The sequence below is a fragment of the Cytobacillus sp. NCCP-133 genome (genome assembly GCF_026011715.1).
Classification (GTDB): Bacteria; Bacillota; Bacilli; order Bacillales; family Cytobacillaceae; genus Cytobacillus.
In genome coordinates this window covers 1-18,968 of the sequence record NZ_BRVM01000035.1, presented here as the reverse complement: position 1 = coordinate 18,968, position 18,968 = coordinate 1, and the positions used below count along the sequence as shown (strand labels likewise).

The 18,968-nt window shown below is 41.4% G+C and carries 21 protein-coding genes and 1 tRNA gene; 14 read left to right on the top strand and 8 right to left on the bottom strand.

What is annotated here, in order from left to right:
* The 3 genes from NCCP133_RS21055 to NCCP133_RS21045 form a co-directional block, all read left to right on the top strand.
* A partial coding sequence (locus NCCP133_RS21055; protein WP_264807197.1) for an aldehyde dehydrogenase family protein occupies positions 1-255 on the top strand: 255 nt, incomplete at its 5' end.
* A 120-nt stretch (positions 256-375) separates the two neighbouring features.
* Positions 376-1,575, top strand: coding sequence for an ornithine--oxo-acid transaminase (locus NCCP133_RS21050; protein ID WP_264807196.1), 1,200 nt, complete (start codon positions 376-378; stop codon positions 1,573-1,575).
* A 105-nt stretch (positions 1,576-1,680) separates the two neighbouring features.
* On the top strand, positions 1,681-2,967 hold the full coding sequence (locus tag NCCP133_RS21045; RefSeq protein ID WP_264807195.1) for a Glu/Leu/Phe/Val family dehydrogenase: 1,287 nt from the start codon (positions 1,681-1,683) through the stop codon (positions 2,965-2,967).
* Positions 2,968-3,289: 322 nt separating this feature from the next.
* Here NCCP133_RS21045 and NCCP133_RS21040 read toward each other — a convergent pair whose 3' ends face one another.
* Positions 3,290-3,523, bottom strand: coding sequence for a DUF378 domain-containing protein (locus tag NCCP133_RS21040; RefSeq protein ID WP_264807194.1), 234 nt, complete (start codon positions 3,521-3,523; stop codon positions 3,290-3,292).
* 199 nt (positions 3,524-3,722) lie between these two features.
* Here NCCP133_RS21040 and NCCP133_RS21035 point away from each other — a divergent pair, with 199 nt between their 5' ends.
* From NCCP133_RS21035 to NCCP133_RS21025, 3 genes are all read left to right on the top strand, one after another.
* Positions 3,723-4,886 (top strand): iron-containing alcohol dehydrogenase, encoded by a 1,164-nt coding sequence (locus tag NCCP133_RS21035; protein WP_264807193.1) that lies wholly within the window; start codon positions 3,723-3,725, stop codon positions 4,884-4,886.
* A 227-nt stretch (positions 4,887-5,113) separates the two neighbouring features.
* Positions 5,114-6,463, top strand: coding sequence for a glucose-6-phosphate isomerase (locus NCCP133_RS21030; protein ID WP_264807192.1), 1,350 nt, complete (start codon positions 5,114-5,116; stop codon positions 6,461-6,463).
* A 473-nt stretch (positions 6,464-6,936) separates the two neighbouring features.
* Positions 6,937-7,344, top strand: coding sequence for a YugN-like family protein (locus NCCP133_RS21025; RefSeq protein ID WP_264807199.1), 408 nt, complete (start codon positions 6,937-6,939; stop codon positions 7,342-7,344).
* On the opposite strand, the gene NCCP133_RS21020 is transcribed toward NCCP133_RS21025, so the two are convergent.
* Together NCCP133_RS21020 and NCCP133_RS21015 are read right to left on the bottom strand one after the other, a co-directional pair.
* Positions 7,341-8,333 carry a potassium channel family protein gene (locus NCCP133_RS21020; protein WP_264807198.1) on the bottom strand — a complete coding sequence of 331 codons (993 nt, stop codon included), beginning with the start codon at positions 8,331-8,333 and terminating at the stop codon, positions 7,341-7,343. The two genes, NCCP133_RS21025 and NCCP133_RS21020, sit on opposite strands and share 4 nt — an antisense overlap.
* 90 nt (positions 8,334-8,423) lie before the next feature.
* Positions 8,424-8,573: a hypothetical protein gene (locus NCCP133_RS21015; protein ID WP_264807191.1), complete on the bottom strand. Its 150-nt coding sequence runs from the start codon at positions 8,571-8,573 to the stop codon at positions 8,424-8,426.
* A gap of 649 nt (positions 8,574-9,222) precedes the next feature.
* Between NCCP133_RS21015 and NCCP133_RS21010 the strand changes: the two genes are divergently transcribed.
* From NCCP133_RS21010 to cydS, 5 genes are all read left to right on the top strand, one after another.
* On the top strand, positions 9,223-9,837 hold the full coding sequence (locus NCCP133_RS21010; protein ID WP_264807190.1) for a protein kinase family protein: 615 nt from the start codon (positions 9,223-9,225) through the stop codon (positions 9,835-9,837).
* A 72-nt stretch (positions 9,838-9,909) separates the two neighbouring features.
* Positions 9,910-10,554 carry an SDR family oxidoreductase gene (locus NCCP133_RS21005; RefSeq protein ID WP_264807189.1) on the top strand — a complete coding sequence of 215 codons (645 nt, stop codon included), beginning with the start codon at positions 9,910-9,912 and terminating at the stop codon, positions 10,552-10,554.
* Between the two features lie 477 nt (positions 10,555-11,031).
* Complete coding sequence (locus NCCP133_RS21000; RefSeq protein ID WP_264807188.1) at positions 11,032-12,378, top strand: cytochrome ubiquinol oxidase subunit I; 1,347 nt, start codon at positions 11,032-11,034, stop codon at positions 12,376-12,378.
* The gene (locus NCCP133_RS20995; RefSeq protein ID WP_264807187.1) at positions 12,375-13,409 is read left to right on the top strand and encodes a cytochrome d ubiquinol oxidase subunit II; all 1,035 of its coding nucleotides are present in this window, start codon (positions 12,375-12,377) and stop codon (positions 13,407-13,409) included. Before NCCP133_RS21000 ends, NCCP133_RS20995 begins: the two co-directional genes overlap by 4 nt.
* 3 nt (positions 13,410-13,412) lie before the next feature.
* Positions 13,413-13,514: a cytochrome bd oxidase small subunit CydS gene (gene cydS / locus NCCP133_RS22040; protein ID WP_442874314.1), complete on the top strand. Its 102-nt coding sequence runs from the start codon at positions 13,413-13,415 to the stop codon at positions 13,512-13,514.
* Positions 13,515-13,828: 314 nt separating this feature from the next.
* Here the strand turns inward: cydS and NCCP133_RS20990 are convergent, their stop codons facing one another.
* The 5 genes from NCCP133_RS20990 to NCCP133_RS20970 all read right to left on the bottom strand — a co-directional run bounded on the left by NCCP133_RS20990 (position 13,829) and on the right by NCCP133_RS20970 (position 16,099).
* Positions 13,829-14,050 carry a helix-turn-helix domain-containing protein gene (locus tag NCCP133_RS20990; RefSeq protein ID WP_264807186.1) on the bottom strand — a complete coding sequence of 74 codons (222 nt, stop codon included), beginning with the start codon at positions 14,048-14,050 and terminating at the stop codon, positions 13,829-13,831.
* Between the two features lie 203 nt (positions 14,051-14,253).
* Entirely contained in the window at positions 14,254-14,529 is a 276-nt protein-coding gene (locus NCCP133_RS20985) for a tyrosine-type recombinase/integrase (RefSeq protein ID WP_264807185.1), read from the bottom strand.
* A gap of 52 nt (positions 14,530-14,581) precedes the next feature.
* The gene (locus tag NCCP133_RS20980; RefSeq protein WP_264807184.1) at positions 14,582-14,983 is read right to left on the bottom strand and encodes a hypothetical protein; all 402 of its coding nucleotides are present in this window, start codon (positions 14,981-14,983) and stop codon (positions 14,582-14,584) included.
* Between the two features lie 57 nt (positions 14,984-15,040).
* Positions 15,041-15,113, bottom strand: a tRNA-Ala gene (locus NCCP133_RS20975).
* 287 nt (positions 15,114-15,400) lie between these two features.
* A complete protein-coding gene (locus NCCP133_RS20970) occupies positions 15,401-16,099 on the bottom strand; it encodes an MgtC/SapB family protein (RefSeq protein ID WP_264807183.1) in 699 nt (232 codons plus the stop codon).
* Positions 16,100-16,253: 154 nt separating this feature from the next.
* Here NCCP133_RS20970 and NCCP133_RS20965 point away from each other — a divergent pair, with 154 nt between their 5' ends.
* The 3 genes from NCCP133_RS20965 to NCCP133_RS20955 all read left to right on the top strand — a co-directional run bounded on the left by NCCP133_RS20965 (position 16,254) and on the right by NCCP133_RS20955 (position 17,919).
* Entirely contained in the window at positions 16,254-17,168 is a 915-nt protein-coding gene (locus NCCP133_RS20965) for a DMT family transporter (protein ID WP_264807182.1), read from the top strand.
* A gap of 131 nt (positions 17,169-17,299) precedes the next feature.
* Positions 17,300-17,725, top strand: a complete 426-nt coding sequence (locus NCCP133_RS20960; RefSeq protein WP_264807181.1) for a GNAT family N-acetyltransferase — start codon at positions 17,300-17,302, stop codon at positions 17,723-17,725.
* Between the two features lie 26 nt (positions 17,726-17,751).
* The gene (locus NCCP133_RS20955) at positions 17,752-17,919 is read left to right on the top strand and encodes a GNAT family N-acetyltransferase (RefSeq protein WP_264807180.1); all 168 of its coding nucleotides are present in this window, start codon (positions 17,752-17,754) and stop codon (positions 17,917-17,919) included.
* The last annotated feature ends 1,049 nt before the right edge of the window (positions 17,920-18,968 follow it).

Sequence of the window (18,968 nt, the reverse complement as noted above, 5' to 3'; positions counted from 1 at the left end):
CATGCGCTTGAAATTGCAAACAATACAGAATACGGATTAACTGGTGCTGTTATCACGAAGAACCGTGAGCACATCCAAAAAGCGCGCGAAGATTTCCATGTTGGAAACCTATACTTCAACCGCGGCTGTACAGGAGCCATTGTTGGATACCAGCCATTCGGCGGCTTCAATATGTCAGGAACTGACTCAAAAGCGGGCGGTCCTGACTACATTCTGCTTCATATGCAGGCAAAAACTACTTCTGAAATGTACTAAGACTTAAAAGGAATGTACAGGGTATCTATATCCTGTGCATGCTAAAACCGTAATTAGTTTAAAGACGGACAGCATAACGTTACAATAAAAAGGACTATTCTGAAAAAGGAGGAATTTTAATTGACTGAAGCGACTAAATCAAAATCACTCATCGAACAAACTGAAAAATATGGTGCCAAAAACTATCATCCGCTACCAATCGTTATTTCTAAGGCGGAGGGTGTGTGGGTTGAAGACCCTGAAGGCAATAAATATATGGATATGCTAAGTGCCTATTCTGCTGTTAACCAGGGACACCGCCATCCGAAGATTATCCAGGCGCTGAAGGATCAGGCGGATCGTGTAACATTAACTTCGCGCGCTTTCCATAATGATCAGCTGGGCCCTTGGTATGAAATGATCTGTGAACTGACAAATAAAGATATGGCCCTTCCGATGAACACGGGTGCGGAAGCAGTTGAAACGGCAATCAAAGCTGCACGACGCTGGGCTTATGATGTGAAAGGTGTTGCAGATAACCAAGCGGAAATCATTGCTTGTGTCGGAAACTTCCATGGCCGTACAATGACAGCGGTTTCTCTTTCTTCTGAAGAGGAATACAAGCGCGGTTTTGGTCCGATGCTTCCAGGAATCAAGTTAATTCCTTACGGCGATTTGGATGCTCTTAAAGAAGCGATCACTGAAAACACAGCTGCGTTCCTCATTGAGCCGATCCAAGGAGAAGCTGGAATCGTTATTCCTCCAGAAGGCTTTTTAAAGCAAGCGTATGAGACTTGTAAGGAAAACAATGTACTGTTTATTGCAGATGAAATCCAGGCTGGACTTGCGCGTTCAGGTAAAATGTTTGCTTGTGAATGGGAAGATGTAGATCCTGACATGTATATCCTTGGAAAGGCGCTTGGAGGCGGAGTGTTTCCGATCTCATGTGTGGTAGCGAACAAGGATGTTCTTGGGGTATTTAATCCTGGTTCACATGGTTCAACATTTGGCGGAAACCCAATGGCGTGTGCTGTTTCTGTTGCTTCCATTAATGTCCTTGTTGAAGAAAAGCTGGCTGAGCGTTCTCTAAAGCTTGGTGAGTATTTCATGGGCAAATTAAAAGAAATAAATAATCCTGTCATCAAAGAAGTGCGCGGCCGCGGATTGTTTATCGGTGTGGAACTGACAGAGCCAGCACGCAAATATTGTGAAGCATTAAAAGAAGAAGGCCTGCTGTGCAAAGAAACGCATGACACAGTGATCCGTTTTGCCCCTCCATTAGTGATTTCAGAAGAAGAACTGGATTGGGCTATTGAGAGAATCAAAAAAGTATTAAGCTAATTTCAGGATCCATAGCAAACATCCCTGCCACCGAATAGAGTTGCAGGGAATCACATATGATCATATTGCTGTATTTTCCTAACTATTAATTCAAGAGGTGCCATTATGGGAGCTGCAGGGGTAGCTGGTAAGCAAGCTGAACAAAAATTGGAAGAATCTTTAAATTTATTTACTTCAACTCAAGTGGTAATCAAAGAGGCCTTAAACAAGCTCGGTTATTCGGATGAAATGTATGAGCTGCTTAAAGAGCCGCTAAGAATGCTGACGGTGAGGATTCCGGTAAGGATGGATGATGGTTCCATCAAGATTTTCACAGGATATCGTTCACAGCATAATGATGCGGTAGGTCCGACCAAAGGCGGTGTCCGTTTCCATCCGGAAGTGAACGAAGATGAAGTGAAAGCTTTATCCATGTGGATGAGTTTGAAGTGCGGCATTGTCGATCTGCCTTATGGCGGAGGAAAAGGCGGTATTATCTGTGATCCGCGCACAATGTCAATGGGGGAGCTGGAGCGGTTAAGCCGGGGTTATGTCCGGGCCATCAGTCAAATTGTTGGGCCGACGAAAGACATCCCGGCTCCGGATGTTTACACGAATTCACAAATCATGGCTTGGATGATGGATGAATACAGCCGCCTTCGCGAATACGATTCTCCTGGCTTCATCACCGGTAAACCGCTGGTTCTCGGCGGATCCCAGGGAAGGGAAAAAGCGACTGCACAGGGTGTGGTAATCTGCATCGAGGAAGCTGCGAAAAAACGCGGAATATCGATAGAAGGTGCCCGTGTAGTGGTTCAAGGATTCGGAAATGCAGGAAGCTTCCTGGCAAAATTCATGCATGATGCAGGCGCTAAAGTGGTTGCGATTTCTGATGCCTATGGTGCTTTATACGAACCAGATGGCCTTGATATTGATTATCTTCTGGATCGGCGGGACAGCTTTGGAACGGTCACCACCTTTTTTGATAACACTTTGACCAACGAAGAATTGCTTGAACTGGAATGCGATATACTAGTTCCTGCAGCTGTTTCCAATCAGATAACCGCTGCTAATGCCCATAATATCAAGGCTCCAATCGTTGTGGAAGCTGCAAACGGTCCAACGACTCTTGATGCTACAAAAATTTTAGCAGACCGCGGCATTCTGCTGGTTCCTGATGTATTGGCCAGCTCTGGCGGCGTAACGGTCTCCTATTTTGAATGGGTGCAAAACAACCAGGGTTATTACTGGACAGAAGAAGAGGTTACAGAAAAGCTTAGAAAAGTACTAGTTCAAGCATTTGAACATGTGTACGAGACTTCACAGCAGAGAAAAGTCAACATGCGTCTGGCTGCATACATGGTTGGCGCCCGGAAAATGTCCGAAGCATCTCGCTTTAGAGGCTGGGTTTAATCACGAAAAGCGAAAGCGCCTTGCCCGCGAAGTAACGCTGACTAAGAACGCCACGTCCTCCCAAAAGCTTTCGCTATCAGTCGTGCGATGTATCGCTGCCGCAGCTTTCTTGTCCTGTGGCAACGTTCGCATGACCCTCATCCTGGGAGGGAGGCACGGCTTATGATCTCGAGGGGGTAAGCCTAACGCTTATAGTCATGCGATGATTAAGCTGACGAAGCGTTCCTTGTAGAGCTAGACAGTTATCGATATTCAACGATATTCATTCTAGTTTAATAAAAAAATCCTTGCACAGATGTGCAAGGATTTTTTGCTCTGTTTTTTAGCGGGTCTGTTTGGCCTCAGGCTCTCTTTCCAGTTCTTCATTTGGTTTGAATAATAAACCTAAATTGATTAAACCGGCGATGCCTACGAGGCCATATATAATTCTTGAAAGAGCTGAATTCTGTCCGCCAAAAATAGCTGCCACAAGATCAAATTGGAAGAATCCGATTAAACCCCAATTAATTGCTCCAATAATTGTAAGAACCAGTGCAATACGCTGAATGCCACTCATGATGTTTCCTCCTTGTAGTATAGGTTCATGATTATCATGTCACACCGTGGAAGAAAATATTCGTCGGTTCCAATCCGAATTGGAAATCATGTAAGGAGGCCGCTTTTTAAATTGATCGGCATGAGTATTTTTCAAATATCGTACTTTTTGCAATGGCTATTAAATTGAAAGATAATAATATTGAAAAGGAGATGAGCAGATGCAAAATTTTACTTTTTATAATCCGACGAAATTAATTTTTGGAAAAGGCCAGCTTGATCAATTAAAGAATGAAGTTCCTCTATATGGAAAAAAGATTCTTGTTGTTTACGGCGGGGGCAGCATAAAGCGCAACGGTTTATACGATGAAGTAATGGCACAGTTAAATGAAATCGGAGCGGAAGTTTTTGAACTCTCAGGAGTTGAACCAAATCCTAGGATTTCTACTGTTCGCAAGGGCGTGGAAATTTGCAAAAAAGAAGGCATCGACTTCCTTCTCGCAGTAGGCGGAGGCAGTGTAATCGACTGTACGAAGGCAATCGCTGCTGGTGCCAAATATGATGGAGATGCATGGGATTTAGTCATCAAGAAAGCTTTTGCTTCGGAAGCTCTTCCTTTTGGAACGGTTCTGACTCTCGCGGCAACTGGTTCTGAGATGAATGCGGGATCTGTCATTACAAACTGGGAAACAAATGAGAAGCATGGCTGGGGAAGTCCGGTAACATTCCCGAAATTCTCTATCCTTGATCCCGTTAATACCTTTACGGTTCCAAGAGACCAAACGGTATATGGCATTGTAGATATGATGTCCCATGTTCTTGAGCATTACTTCCACCTTGAAGAAAACACGGATTTCCAGGATCGCATGTGTGAATCCTTGCTGATCACGATTATGGAAACAGCACCTAAGCTGCTTGAGGATCTTGAAAGCTACGAGCATCGTGCAGTGATTCTATACAGCGGAACGATGGCACTGAATGGCATCCTGAATATGGGCTATCGCGGTGACTGGGCTACGCATAATATTGAGCATGCCGTATCGGCTGTTTACGATATTCCTCATGGCGGAGGTCTTGCCATTCTGTTCCCGAACTGGATGAAGCATAATCTCCATGTGAAGCCTGAGCGATTCAAACAGCTTGCTGTACGTGTATTTAACGTGGATCCGGCGGATAAAACAGACGAAGAGGCAGCGCTTGAAGGCATTGGGAAGCTTCGCGAATTTTGGAACAGCATTGGCGCTCCATCCAGGCTTGCCGATTACGATATTGATAACAGCAAGCTTGAATTGATGGCAGATAAAGCGACCGTTAACGGCGAGTTCGGTAATTTCACCAAGCTGAACCATGAAGATGTAATGGCAATCTATAAGGCTTCTTTATAAATTTTGACAGGACTCTGCAAAAAAAGCAGGGTCCTTTTTTTACATTTTTCGGGAGAAAAAAACAAACTTCATTCCTGCGTAAAAAATATGTCAAAATTGGACACGCTTACAATATGGGATGTTTCTTGATTATGCTTAAGGCTTTCGTTAAAGTGGTATAAGGGATAACAGCAATGGTTATTTAGATCCTATCATGCTGTTTTAAATTAAAAAAATGGAGGATATTCATGACACACGTTCGTTTTGACTATGCAAAAGCACTTCCTTTTTTTGGTGAACATGAAATTACATACTTGCAGGATGCAGTTAAGGTTGCGCATCACTCATTACATGAGCAAACAGGTGCAGGAAGCGACTTTTTAGGCTGGATTGACCTGCCTGCAGACTATGACAAAGAAGAATTTTCCCGCATCCAAAAAGCTGCTGAGAAAATTAAGAGTGATTCCGATGTTCTGATTGTAATCGGAATTGGCGGTTCATACCTCGGAGCGCGTGCGGCAATCGAAATGCTGCAGCACAGCTTCTATAATGCACTTCCGAAAGAAAAGCGCGGAACTCCACAGGTTCTTTTTGCCGGCAACAATATCAGCTCTGCGTACATGAAGGATTTAATGGATCTTCTTAACGGAAAAGATTGGTCCATAAATGTCATTTCCAAATCAGGAACAACGACTGAACCTGCGCTTGCTTTCCGTATTTTCCGCAAAATGCTTGAAGAAAAATACGGTGCAGAAGAAGCGCGCAAACGTATTTATGCAACGACAGACAAAGCACGAGGCGCACTGAAAACTCTTGCCACTGAAGAAGGTTATGAATCATTCATCATTCCGGATGATGTAGGCGGCCGTTATTCTGTTTTAACAGCTGTCGGATTGCTTCCGATTGCGGTGAGCGGTGCAAATATTGAAGACATGATGAACGGTGCTGCACAGGCGCGAAAAGATTTCAGCAAGTCTGAGCTTCAGGATAACGCTGCTTATCAGTACGCTGCAGTCCGCAATGTTCTATATAACAAAGGAAAAACAATCGAAATGCTGATTAACTATGAGCCAGGTTTACAATACTTTGCTGAGTGGTGGAAGCAGCTCTTTGGCGAAAGTGAAGGAAAAGATCAAAAAGGAATATTCCCTTCTTCTGCAAACTTCTCTACTGACCTTCATTCACTGGGACAGTATGTGCAGGAAGGACGCCGTGACCTGTTTGAAACGGTTATTAAAGTGGAAGAATCCCGCCATGAGCTTTCGATTGAGGAAGCAGAAAATGATCTTGATGGCCTTAACTATCTTGCTGGCAAATCAGTAGACTTTGTTAATAATAAAGCCTTTGAAGGAACCATGCTTGCCCATACAGATGGCGGAGTGCCAAACCTGATTGTATCTATTCCAAAAATGGATGCCTACACATTCGGCTATCTTGTCTACTTCTTTGAAAAAGCTTGCGCAATGAGCGGCTACCTATTAGGTGTGAATCCGTTTGACCAGCCTGGGGTAGAAGCGTACAAAGTGAACATGTTTGCACTATTAGGCAAGCCTGGATTCGAAGAGAAAAAAGCTGAGCTTGAAAAAAGATTAAAGTAATTAATATTGAGGAGAAGCGTCTGCCTGGGGGTGGGCGCTTTTTTAATGGGATGTGATCAGTGATAAAAACTAGTATATGAGCGAAAAATGAGATATATGAGCGAAAAAACAGAAAATATGAGCGAAAAATGAGATTTATGAGCGAAAAACAGAAAATATGAGCGAAGAGTGAGATTTATGAGCGAAAAACAGAAAATATGAGCGAAGAGTGAGATTTATGAGCGAAAAAGAGAAAATATGAGCGAAAAATTAGATTTATGAGCGAAAAACAGAAAATATGAGCGAAGAGTGAGATTTATGAGCGAAAAACAGAAAATATGAACGAAAAATGAGATTTATGAGTGAAAAACAGAAAATATGAACGAAAAATGAGATTTATGAGCGAAAAACAAAAACAGATACCTCAAAATAGTATTCATGATATCCCTTTCTTTGGAGAAACTAAGCAAAAACATGGAAAGGGGATGGATGCAGTGATCGAGATATCTTCAAAAGTGGAAGGGAAGCATTTTGATTTGTATAAGCTTGAGCAGGAGCTAAAGCCGATTGGCTATTCGATTGGCGGGAATTGGGATTATGACCATGGGTCTTTGGATTATAAAATTGATGATGAGGTAGGTTATCAATACTTGCGGGTTCCATTCAAGGCGATTAATGGGCAGCTTGATGATCCAAGCTGTACGGTGGAAATGGGCAGGCCGTTCTTGCTTTCTCATAAATATCAGCGCGGCCTGGATGACCACGCTTATACAGGTAATTTTACCGCTTCTTTTGACCAGTTTTCTGAACCTGTCGATAAGGATGCAAGCTTTCCGAAAAAATACGTCGACCTGGGAAAGGCACTGGTTCAGGAATTGGAGTCTGTATTAATAAGGGACTAGCCTAAAATGACTATCAGCTGGTCCTGCTGAAGGATCTTAAAAGGCTGGGGAGGATTAACCAATGTTTCTTCCCCTCTTTTTACACCCAACAAAAGGATGCCTTCTTGCATTAATTCTGCACTGAGTTCAGCAAAAGTCTTATTTACCACTTCATCTGAAGCAGGCTGGAAGGTTAATTTTCTCTTATCAAGCTGTCCAAGCAAATCCAGGAACGAGGTCACCAATTCCTGTGAGGAAACGCTATTAATCATGACGAAGCTTGTAAGGACATTCGTTTGAACAATTTCATCCGCTCCGGCTCTTTTGGCGTTTGCGGCCTGTTCGGAGGTCAGGATTTCGACAATACATTGAAGGTCACGATTTAGCCCTTTTATAGCCAGGAGCGTTAAAATGGAATTCATATCCGCATGAAGTTCATCTTTATTCTGATCGGCTGTAATAATCACCTTTTGAGCATCAAAGATATTTGCTTTTATTAAAACATCATCGCGATTTGACCGGCCCTGAATGAAGTGCACATTATTAAAAGGGACTGGATTGGTTCTAAGTGTGTCGTCGATTAAGGTAATGGTACGATTCATGCCATCTTTTCCAAGTGTATTGATAATTTCTCTTGAACGCTCATTCCAGCCAATTACAATAATATGATTCCTGCCTTTGTATTCGACTTTGCCTTCAAGAAAGTCATTTTGCCGTGTAACGGCCGCAGTAGCCAGCGAAATAAAATAAGTGGATAAAAAGCCTGCACCGGTTAAGATTAAGGCTATTCCAACAATACGGCCAAACACAGTTTCAGGGACAAAATCACCAAATCCAACAGTAGAAGCTGTAACAACAGCCCACCAAATGCCATCAAAAAAAGTTGGAAAGGTCTTGGGCTCTATGATATGTATTAATCCTCCATAAAAAACGATAACAGCAAGAGCGATAAGTAAAATTCTTATGACAAGCGGCATTCGAATAAAATTATAATATAGCTGATGAGGCACCATTCTACACTCCCAAATAAGAAATAGGTAAGCGGCAAGCTGTACAACCTGCCGCTGATGTCTAATATAAAAAAAGCCATGGCAATATACTCAATTAAGAATATGATCTATTGCACGGCTCAGTAGTTGAATGTCCTTAGATATTTCATTTTTCACGTCATCGATCTCGCACCTTTCATATTCATCCATGAGAAGGGAGAGTTCTCTTTTAAGTATGACAGCCTCCTGTTCAAAATCCATGATGACTCCCTCCTTTAGGGATATAGAGGACTAACGAATTCGATAGCGGATTCGTTCTTATGTTACAATTATGTTACCCTTTTTCCAGGCTATTTAAACGGTAAGGCACAGAATTATTCGGACAAAATTTATTTAGAACGAACATAGTTTACCCTCTTATTATTTACCTAAATATCTATCTAAGTAGTTGGAAAACTTTATACCGGATAAATATATCTCTGAAGAGCGATTGAAAATGTGAGTATAGCGATTTTGAAGGACAACGAATTGGAAAATTCAAATCTTAATCCGGAAAAACATACGCTTAAGAAAATTTGGTTTTGTTCAAGTTATGGCTTTTTTAATGCAAAGGGTAAGAGGGCTTCCCGTGAGGAAAAAGCGTTATATTTGACTAATTGGCTGCTGCTGCTATATAATTTAAATAACGAAATAGACCGAATTTATTCCTAAAAGGGGAGTAGCTGTTAAGTACTGCCGTCAATACGAGATGAATATCTCCGGCTTTACTGGCAACCAGACGTTGCTTGCGAGACCTTTACCATTTATTTGGTAAGGTCTCTTTTTGTCCAAAAAGACGCTGAGACCAGATAATGGTCCAGCGTCTTTCATTTTAGGAAGAGAAATCCGATTTAATAGGGAGGCTTCTCAGATGAAATCTTATAAAGAGCTTGCAAAAAGTGTTAAATTCTCCAGGACTCGAAATTGGACTAAGCTTCTTGAGAAGGATAATGATTTAGAATTTATTGGTGCGGGAAGAAGTGCATTTGCATTCAGAATAAAAGAAACAACTTTCGTATTAAAGGTATTTTTCCCGGAGTTTAAACGAATTGCACAAGAAGAGGCTGATATCTATAAAACTCTTCCTAACCATCCCTATTTCCCCTCTTTATATGATAAAGGGGAAAACTATATTGTCATTGATTATGTTGAAGGCTTTACTTTATTCGATTGTCTTGCAAAAGGCATTGCTATTAAAGAAGATAAAATTAACCAAATTGATGAAGCATTAAAGCTGGCAAGGGAAAGCGGCCTGAACCCATCGGATATACATTTGCGAAATATCATACTTACTTATGATGGGCATATAAAAATTATTGATGTTGCCCGATTTAAACAAACGAAGAAATGCACACAATGGGATGATTTGAAGCTTGCCTTTAATAAATTATACAAGAAAAAATATTTCCCTAAGAAAATCCCTGTTTTCATTATGAATATGATTGCTGCTCTATATAAAAGGAAAATTATTCGTTTGGGTTCCTAAACAGTTCATTTGATATCGGCTTTTTCTTTTGAAATAATATAAGAATAGAAACGCAGAAGGGGCGTGCATGATATGAAGATTCTAATTGTTGGAGCCAATGGTCAGATTGGGAAACAGCTGGCTAAGCTTATTAATGATAGCAGCGAACACACGGTACGGGCGATGATCAGAAAAGCGGAACAGGCCGAGTATTTTGAGAAAATGGGTGCAGAAACGGTATTGGCAAGTCTTGAAGGAACGGTGGATGAATTGGCAGAAGCAGCAAAAGGCTGTGATGCGATTGTGTTTACAGCCGGATCTGGAGGACATACAGGTTATGACAAGACTCTGTTGATTGACCTTGATGGAGCGGTTAAAACAATAGAGGCTGCCCAAAAAGCAGGCATTGATAGATTTGTCATGGTTAGCGCTATCCAGGCAAATAATCGGGAAAAATGGAGTGACGCCATTAAGCCTTATTTTGTTGCCAAGCACTATGCGGACAGATTATTGGAAAGCAGCGGATTAAATTATACAATCGTTCGTCCCGGGGGTCTGACTGATGATCCGGGAACTGGAAAAATTCAAGCTGCAGATAATCTAGAGCGTGGATTTATCCCGCGTGCGGATGTGGCTAAAACTGTTTACGCCGTTTTAGATAAAGCAAATGCTTATAAACGTTCGTTTGATCTTATATCAGGCGAAGAAGATGTTGAAGCAGCCATAAAAAATATATAGAATCATGTTCCCGGTGTGATAAGAGACACCGGGATTTTTATTGCCTTCAATTGGTAAATCGCAGTATAAATTACACCCATTCGAACAGATTAAATATAAAACGGGGACTCGGAAAAATTCCTAATTCCGGCAGGATTCGGGGGAATCTAAATGGACTAGGTTAAAGTGCCATGGTGACCTAAAATGGTGTTTTTATTTCGTTTTAACTTAACTTCTAAGGGGAATAGGAGGATGTAACGAAATTTTACATAAGAGCATTTACTTTCACATTTTCCTCATATAAATGTTGTTAAATTGTCACGGTAATGAGCAGAGAAATGTGGAATAATGTGATGTAGTGAGCATTCATACAGGAGTGAGCAGAATGTATAAAAAACAGGAACGATTCCTAATGTGGCTTGCCTTTGCCGTAGCTTTAATCATGGGCCTTTCTTTTATTGGGCGAATTTTTGCGGGTTAAGGAAAGGGGGATGTTAAATGGGAAATGAGGAATCAGTCTTTTTTAGCCGTGTTTTAACGGAACTGACATTATCCTTCCATATTATTTATGCAACCGTTGGTGTGGGAATACCGCTCATGATAATGATTGCTCAATGGGTAGGAATCAAAAAACAGGATGAACATTATATATTGCTCGCGAGAAGATGGACACGCGGCTTTGTCATCACAGTAGCAGTTGGGGTTGTAACCGGAACGGCGATCGGTCTCCAGCTCTCATTGCTATGGCCGAATTTTATGGAGCTTGCAGGCAATGTCATTGCGCTGCCGTTGTTTATGGAAACTTTTGCATTTTTCTTTGAAGCCATTTTTTTGGGGATTTATTTATATACTTGGGACCGTTTTGAAAATCAGAAGAAGCATATGCTTTTATTAATTCCGGTAGCGATTGGGGCATCGTTTTCAGCCATTTTTATAACGATTGTGAATGCTTTTATGAATGCGCCTCAAGGATTTGATATTGTCAACGGGCAGCTTGTAAACATTAACCCGGTATTGGCAATGTTCACGCCGGCCATGCCCACTAAAGTGGCGCATGTGCTGTCGACTGCCTATATGACATCTGCTTTTGTATTGGCATCCATTGGTGCTTATCGCCTGCTGAAAGGGTCAAACCATGTTTATCATAAAAAAGCTTTATTCCTCACGATGAAAATCGGACTGATTTTCTCTATAGCAACTGCAGTAATAGGCGATTTTTCAGGGAAATATCTGGCAGAATACCAGCCGGAAAAGCTGGCTGCTGCAGAGTGGCATTTTGAAACGGAGAAAGGGGCTCCATTAATGCTTTATGGCTTGCTGGATGACGGGGAAGTGAAGTATGCGATTAAAATTCCGTTTGCACTCAGTATCCTTGCTCATAGCAATCCGAATGCGGAAGTAATTGGACTGGATCAATTTCCGGAAAATGAAATTCCGCCGCTTTATATCCATTACTTGTTCGATCTTATGGTCACAATCGGCATGTGGATGACTGCCCTTTCATTAATCTATGTGGTTGGAACCTGGTTAAAAATGCGATTTGTTGCGTCCAAATGGTACCGCTGGCTCATTGTACTTGGAGGGCCTTTATCCATCATCGCTATCGAAGCTGGCTGGTGGTTTGCAGAAGTTGGGAGGCAGCCGTGGATTCTCAGAGGGATCATGCGAACCGATGAGGCAGCAACGATAAGCGGCCAGGTGGATCTCATGCTGCTTCTCTTTGCTGGGCTCTATCTTGTGCTGGCGGTCGGAAGCATCATTGTCCTTACCCGTATGTTCCGCAAAAACCCGGTTGAACAAGAGCTGTCAGACCGTGAACTGGAGAAGGAAGGTGACCTGCGGTGATATTAGAGATAATTGGAATTTCCGTCCTATGGCTCTTCCTGTTTGGGTACGTCATCGTAGCCTCGATCGATTTTGGTGCAGGCTTCTTTAACGCATACAGTTTATTCCGCGGGAAACAGCATGTTTTAACCCGAATCATCCAGCGCTATTTGTCACCGGTTTGGGAAGTGACCAATGTATTCCTCGTTTTCTTCTTTGTAGGAATTGTGGGGTTTTTTCCGAAAACGGCTTATTATTATGGGACCGTCCTGTTAGTGCCGGCAAGCATTGCGGTAATATTGCTCGCTATTCGCGGTTCCTACTATGCCTTTACAACCTATGGAGGCCTTAAGCAAAAAAAGTGGACTTATTTGTACGGACTGTCAGGCCTGTTTATTCCAGCTTCACTGTCCATTGTGCTGACCATCTCTGAGGGTGGATTTGTGGCAGAATCAGCGCCTGGGCTGGAGCTGAATTACTGGTCGTTATTCACGAGCCCGCTGACATGGAGCATTGTCGTGCTAAGTATTGCAGCCGTTCTTTATATTTCCGCCGTTTTTTTAACCTGGTATGCCCATAAAGCACAGGACGAACCAGCTACGGAGCTGCTGCGGAAATATGCGCTCATCTGGTCGCTGCCAGCCATCATTACAGCAACAGGCATAATCGTCGAGCTTCGCGGGCATAATCCAGAGCACTTCAGCCGATTAATGGATCTATGGTGGCTGTTCGGGATCTCGTTCATCCTGTTTGCCGGGACCGTTTATCTGATATGGAAGCGAAAAGCATACGGGTTCGCATTCGGATTATTAACAGGACAATTTCTGGTTGCATTCTTTGCTTACGGAGTCTCACATTATCCGTTTCTCCTATATCCATATCTGACTATATACGACAGCTTCACAAACGAAGCCATGGCAGCTGCACTTATCATCGCGTTTATTGCAGGGCTGGGACTGCTTCTTCCATCACTTTACTTGCTGCTGAGGCTATTCTTATTCAACAAAGATTATGTTCAGGGGAAACGGGATGACCATGCAAAGGAGGAATAAATAGTGGCTGAATTTGTTATGTTTTATGCTCCATTTATTTTGATTATTGGATCAATCGCCGCGGCCTTTTGGCTGGCGGGGAAGGACGAGGGCATAGAGGAGTAAGTGAAAGGGCGGCCTTTAAGATGCCGGAGCTTGCCGTTCGCTATTCTCGGCGTATATTAAGAGATGCGGAAACATGGACCGGTTGAAAAGTTCCAGGTCGATCCGGTGTCATTCCTAAGTCATTTTCGCATGTGTTAATCGTAAACGAGCAGCGTTATGCAACTGTCGGGAATTGGCCGTTCAAACTGTTTCAAGCATAGACATTTTCGCACTGCACTTTATGCAGACGTTGAAGCCGGGGCAAGCACCTCAACCAGCAAAACCTGCGGAAGGTGGCATCCGAATAGTAGTGCAATAAAAAAAAGGCGCCTAGCTTACTGCTCGACGTCTTCTAATTCCATTATTTCAGTTATGTCGTTAATATTTAGTGCTTCAGCAATTTTCTGCAAATGGTCCTTTTTAATTGATCTCGGATGATCGATAAATAGCTCGTTAATAGCTTCCGGTCTTACACCTATCATCTCTGCGATTTGTTTCTGAGTCAAATTGCCATTCTTCTTTAATACCTCATCAAGCTTAAATTTTACTCTCTTCATTTCTATCACGCTCCTCATTAGATGTCTCTATTATAAAACACACAGAAACATTTCGCAATTACATACTTTTTAGGATTAAGTCAAGCTTTTGTTGGAGCTTTTCTATTGATAAGAATGGCTCTCTTCTTTTTCAGTGATTTTCTAATAATTCGTAAGCGTTTTCCTCATTTCTTAGATTAATAATTTATTCTTTACTCTATTTTTTAAAAACCTTGGAGTGTCTTTGTTATCTCTGAATTAAATACGACTTCCCTCGCGTTCAAATCTAATTCGTTAATTGTTAAAGATAACACTTCCGAAACCCTCGCCATCGTATCAATCATTACAAGCAAGGCGATATAATCTCTAAACGATGAATACTGGCGCTGATCTGGCGAATCGAGTAAAGCTTTTAATTCTTCAGGCGTCAGTACGTTAATAAGTTTCGGATTGTTTGACCGCCTCATCCAATTCGAATAGATTTTCGTTAACCAGGCCATCCGCTTTTAATACTCGTAAGGTTGTCCGCGAAGTTTTAATAATACCGTTGGTTTATCGCGGTGACACGCTTTCAGTCTTTGCGTTATCCGGCTTATACTTGTGACTTTCAAATCTGACGCAATTCTCAAGTGAATACGAAACAAATTCGCGGCAAGGATCTACATCTATATAGCGGATATCTTTCTTAATGCCAGTGCCTTCGAGATACTGCAAGAAAAGATTATGTGCGTGGCGATACCGATAATGGGTGCCTTCCGCTAATCCTACTGCAGCCTTCGCGTTATAAGCCTTTTCGAATAACGTTTCCAGCGCGTATATTGCTTTATATGATTCTTTAATTGTGCGGTCGGTCTTAACGACTTTACCGCGTTTTTTTTTCTGAATGCGACAAAATAAAAACGCCTCCAATTCAGATGATTTTACATCGAAAAGGAAGGCGTTACGCTGACGCAAATAGCACCGTTACACTGTCCGGTATTTAGCGTCTGTAAACCGTGATAAATAACGTTATGGAGAATAGGGGGCTCGAACCCCTGACCTCAACGCTGCCAGCGTTGCGCTCTCCCAGCTGAGCTAATCCCCCAGGTGAATGGTACAAAAAAATTATAACCACTTCGTGGGGTTCTTGCAAGAGGAATTTTAAAAAAAAAATTCATTTTATCGCAGTCTAGCGGGCAGTAAGACTCCATCTTCAAGAATTTAAAGGAATGGAAGGTGAATAAAGCGGGAGTCCCACTGCCTGTAAGTGCCGAAAGAAGAACAAAGATAAGGAACGCCACGTCCTGTGGCAGCGTCTTTGAGACCCGATTCTTGTGGGCCTCAACTAACAATCAGCGGGGATAAAGTGCCCCCGCTGATTGAAGTTTCACTTTATTGCATGCTGTCAATCTCCATGCATTGAACACCTTTTATGCTTGATACGCTGTAATATACATCAGTCGTTCTTCTTTTATAATCAACAGCAACAATTAGCTGTATAAGATGCAGCTGTTCTTCCTCCAGGTCCTTGATCCGGATATGTTTGATGGAGATATCGAGTTCTTTAATAGCGGGGATGATGTCTGCGATATTTTCTTTCTCTTTCACTTTTAGCTGCAAGGTGATTTCCTTTTCCCTCAGTTGACGAGGACCAATTAACCCCATAATAAATGGAATCACTTCCACAGAGATGATCAATAATGCCACCCCTGCCATTGCTTCTAAATAGAACCCGGCTCCGACAGCAATCCCAATTCCGGCTGCTCCCCAGATTAAGGCAGCAGTAGTAAGTCCTGAGATGCTGTCATTTCCTCTTCTTAAAATGACGCCCGCACCCAGGAAGCCAATGCCTGAGACGATTTGGGCAGCCAAACGAAGTGGGTCCATTGTAATGTTTATTTTGTCATTCCCGTTAAACATGTAGGCTGATTCGATGGATACAATGGTCAGCAAACAGCTGACAATCGAGATAACCAGACTGGTTTTAAGTCCAACTGGCTTTCTTTTTAATTCCCTCTCCAGGCCGATCACCAAGCCTAAAACAGCTGAGATTCCTAATTTCATTAATATTTCGATTTCTAGACTGGTCATAATATCTCCCGCTTTTTTAAAATATTATATATCCAATTCCGCTTTATTTAAATCATTAGACTTAAAATGATAAAAACATAGTAATAATTCTATCGTCCATTGTAAAATAGTTTATACCCTGAATTTAAGGAAACAGAAACAAGGAGTAATGAAAATGTCCGATACAAAAGTAAATCCCTATGTCGCTCTTGCTATTGGTGTTATAACCGTCTCTACATCTGCGATCCTAGTTAAGGTATCCAGTGCTCCATCAGGTGTCATTGCCTTTTACCGGCTCTTTTTTTCTGTTCTTTTCATGTTGCCATTATTTCTTATAAAATATGTTCCGGAACTTCGTCTTATTACAAGGCGGGATTGGTTTTGCTCGGTGATCGCCGGCGTGTTTTTGGCATTCCATTTTATTCTTTGGTTTGAATCGCTAAATTACACATCAGTTGCAAGTTCCACTGTCCTTGTCACACTTCAGCCCCTATTTGCCTTTGCAGGTACGTATTTCTTTTTTAAAGAAAAGTTTACCTGGAAAGCCATTTTGAGCGGACTATTAGCAATAGGCGGGAGTGTGATCATTAGCTGGGGTGATTTTAAAATCAGCGGTTCTGCTTTGTTCGGGGATATTCTGGCCCTTATTGCCTGTGCCTTGGTAACAGCGTACTTAATGTTTGGCCAAACGGTAAGAAAGCGGATGTCTTTAATCACTTACACCTTTGTTGTTTACAGCATAAGCACTGTTACTTTGTTATTTTATGTACTTATCGTACAAGAGCCGCTGCTGCCATATGAAACTAATGATTGGGTCTATTTTATTTTGCTGGCGTTAATTCCAACTTTGCTTGGACACACACTATTTAATTGGAGCTTAAAGTGGCTAAGCACTTCTACTATTTCCATGGCGATTCTTTTTGAGCCAGTAGGTGCGGCTATTCTGGCTTATTATCTCCTGCAGGAAACTGTTGTTTGGACTCAGGTACTTGGTGGAGCTATCGTAATGGGGGGGATTTCTCTCTTTTTGTTGGATGAGAGAAGAATCCATTTGAGGAAATTAAAGAAAAAAACAACGATTTCCGGTTAAGGGGGAGATTTATTGTGATTATTAGAACTGCGACGATTAAGGATGCGAGAGCCATTGCCGAAGTGCATGTGAAAAGCTAGCAGGAAGCCTATGAAGGAATTTTGGATCAGCACTTTTTGGATAACCTTAAAGTGGAAAGCCGAGAAAAGCTTTGGCAGAAAAACTTAAGTTCCAAGAACGAGGCTGAGCCTGTCTTTACTGCAGCAACCGAAGCAGGTGATATTATTGGGTTTGCTTCCTTCGGGCCTGAACGCTCAAAAAGGTTTGGTGCTGACGGAGAATTATATGCCATTTACCTATTTGAACAATACCATGGCAATCAGATTGGAACCGAGCTGTTTCTGGCGGGGGTTAAGGAACTTTCCAAAGCGGGTTTCAGTTCTGTTCTTGTTTGGGTTCTGGCAGAAAATAAAAATAGGGATTTTTATGAAAAGTTTCAACCCGTGAAAGCTGCTGAAAAGGAAATAAATATTGCAGGTACAAACTGTCTGGAAATTGCTTATGTGTGGAAAAATCTAAACAAACTAATTGAAAGTCTTGAAGGTAAGTATAAGTAAGGAAAAGACGGTGGTTAATAGAGCTTTTGAGAAATTTCCTTAAAGCAGAGAACGGTTATGAACTGCATTCTGACTACAGGAGACAGGGCATCATGACAGGAATTTCCAAAGAGGTTGTTTGTTATGGATTTAAACAGATGGGGCTAAATTGGATTGAAACCTTTTATGACCCTGATAATCCTGCATCGGGATGAGTTCTTGAGAAAATCGGGTTGAATATGAGGATCTCTTAAAGAAGAGGTTCTTTGAAAAAGGAAAATTTGTTGATGCAGCAATTACTGCAATTTAAATAAAGAGATCTCCCATTAACTTTTGGGAGATTTCTTTTATTATATAAATACATAAGTTAATCCCGAGAAAATAAATGCGGATGTAACTGAAAGTATGAAGGTTCCTCCATAGACAGCTTCTTCCGAATTCGCTATTTTAATGCCTTCTGCATACGCATATGCAAACAAAAATACTGCCATAATGACCGATAGATATAATGCTACGTTTACCAGCGTAACCACACCTTCCGTATTAATAGTAGAGTTGATAGATTTTATGAAGGATGAATGAAAACTATTACTTATTTCTTTTAATAGTTCTGTTAAAACACCCTGGACGAAATCAACGGGCTAAATTCATTAGCAAAAACAACAATCTATGAGAAAAGAGCCAAAAGAAAAAAAGAAATTCATTGTGGAAAAAGTGCACAAAGTTATCCACATCCGGTGTGTAACTTTGTTGACAACTTGTATTAAAAGGTATCGGATAGTGGATAAGTGTGTGGGTATGTTGGTTCAGAAATCGTGGAAAAGTGATTTTAAAATAATAAAACCTAGAAAAGGATGAGAATTGAGAGTGTATAAATAGGTGAAAAGCATTTGAATGATCGTAACGGAAGATGTATTTGGCTGTATAACAAATACATATAGAAAAAATGATTTTTTTACTATATGTATATGCCCGTAATAATAGATAAAAAATTATATTGCAAACATTTAATAGGCGTGGTATATTAATTCTTGTCCTCAGCGAGGCAAGTTAAACAACATAACAAAATTTAAAAAAATGATTGACTTGAAAATGAAAGACATGTTATATTAATAAAGTCGCTTCTCAGCGGCGAGATAAAATGTAACAAAAAAAGAAATTGATCTTTGAAAACTGAACGAACAAAAACGTCAACGTTAATTCTTTAGTCTTTTTTGAAAAGACAAACCGAGCTTAATCAACTCTTATATGGAGAGTTTGATCC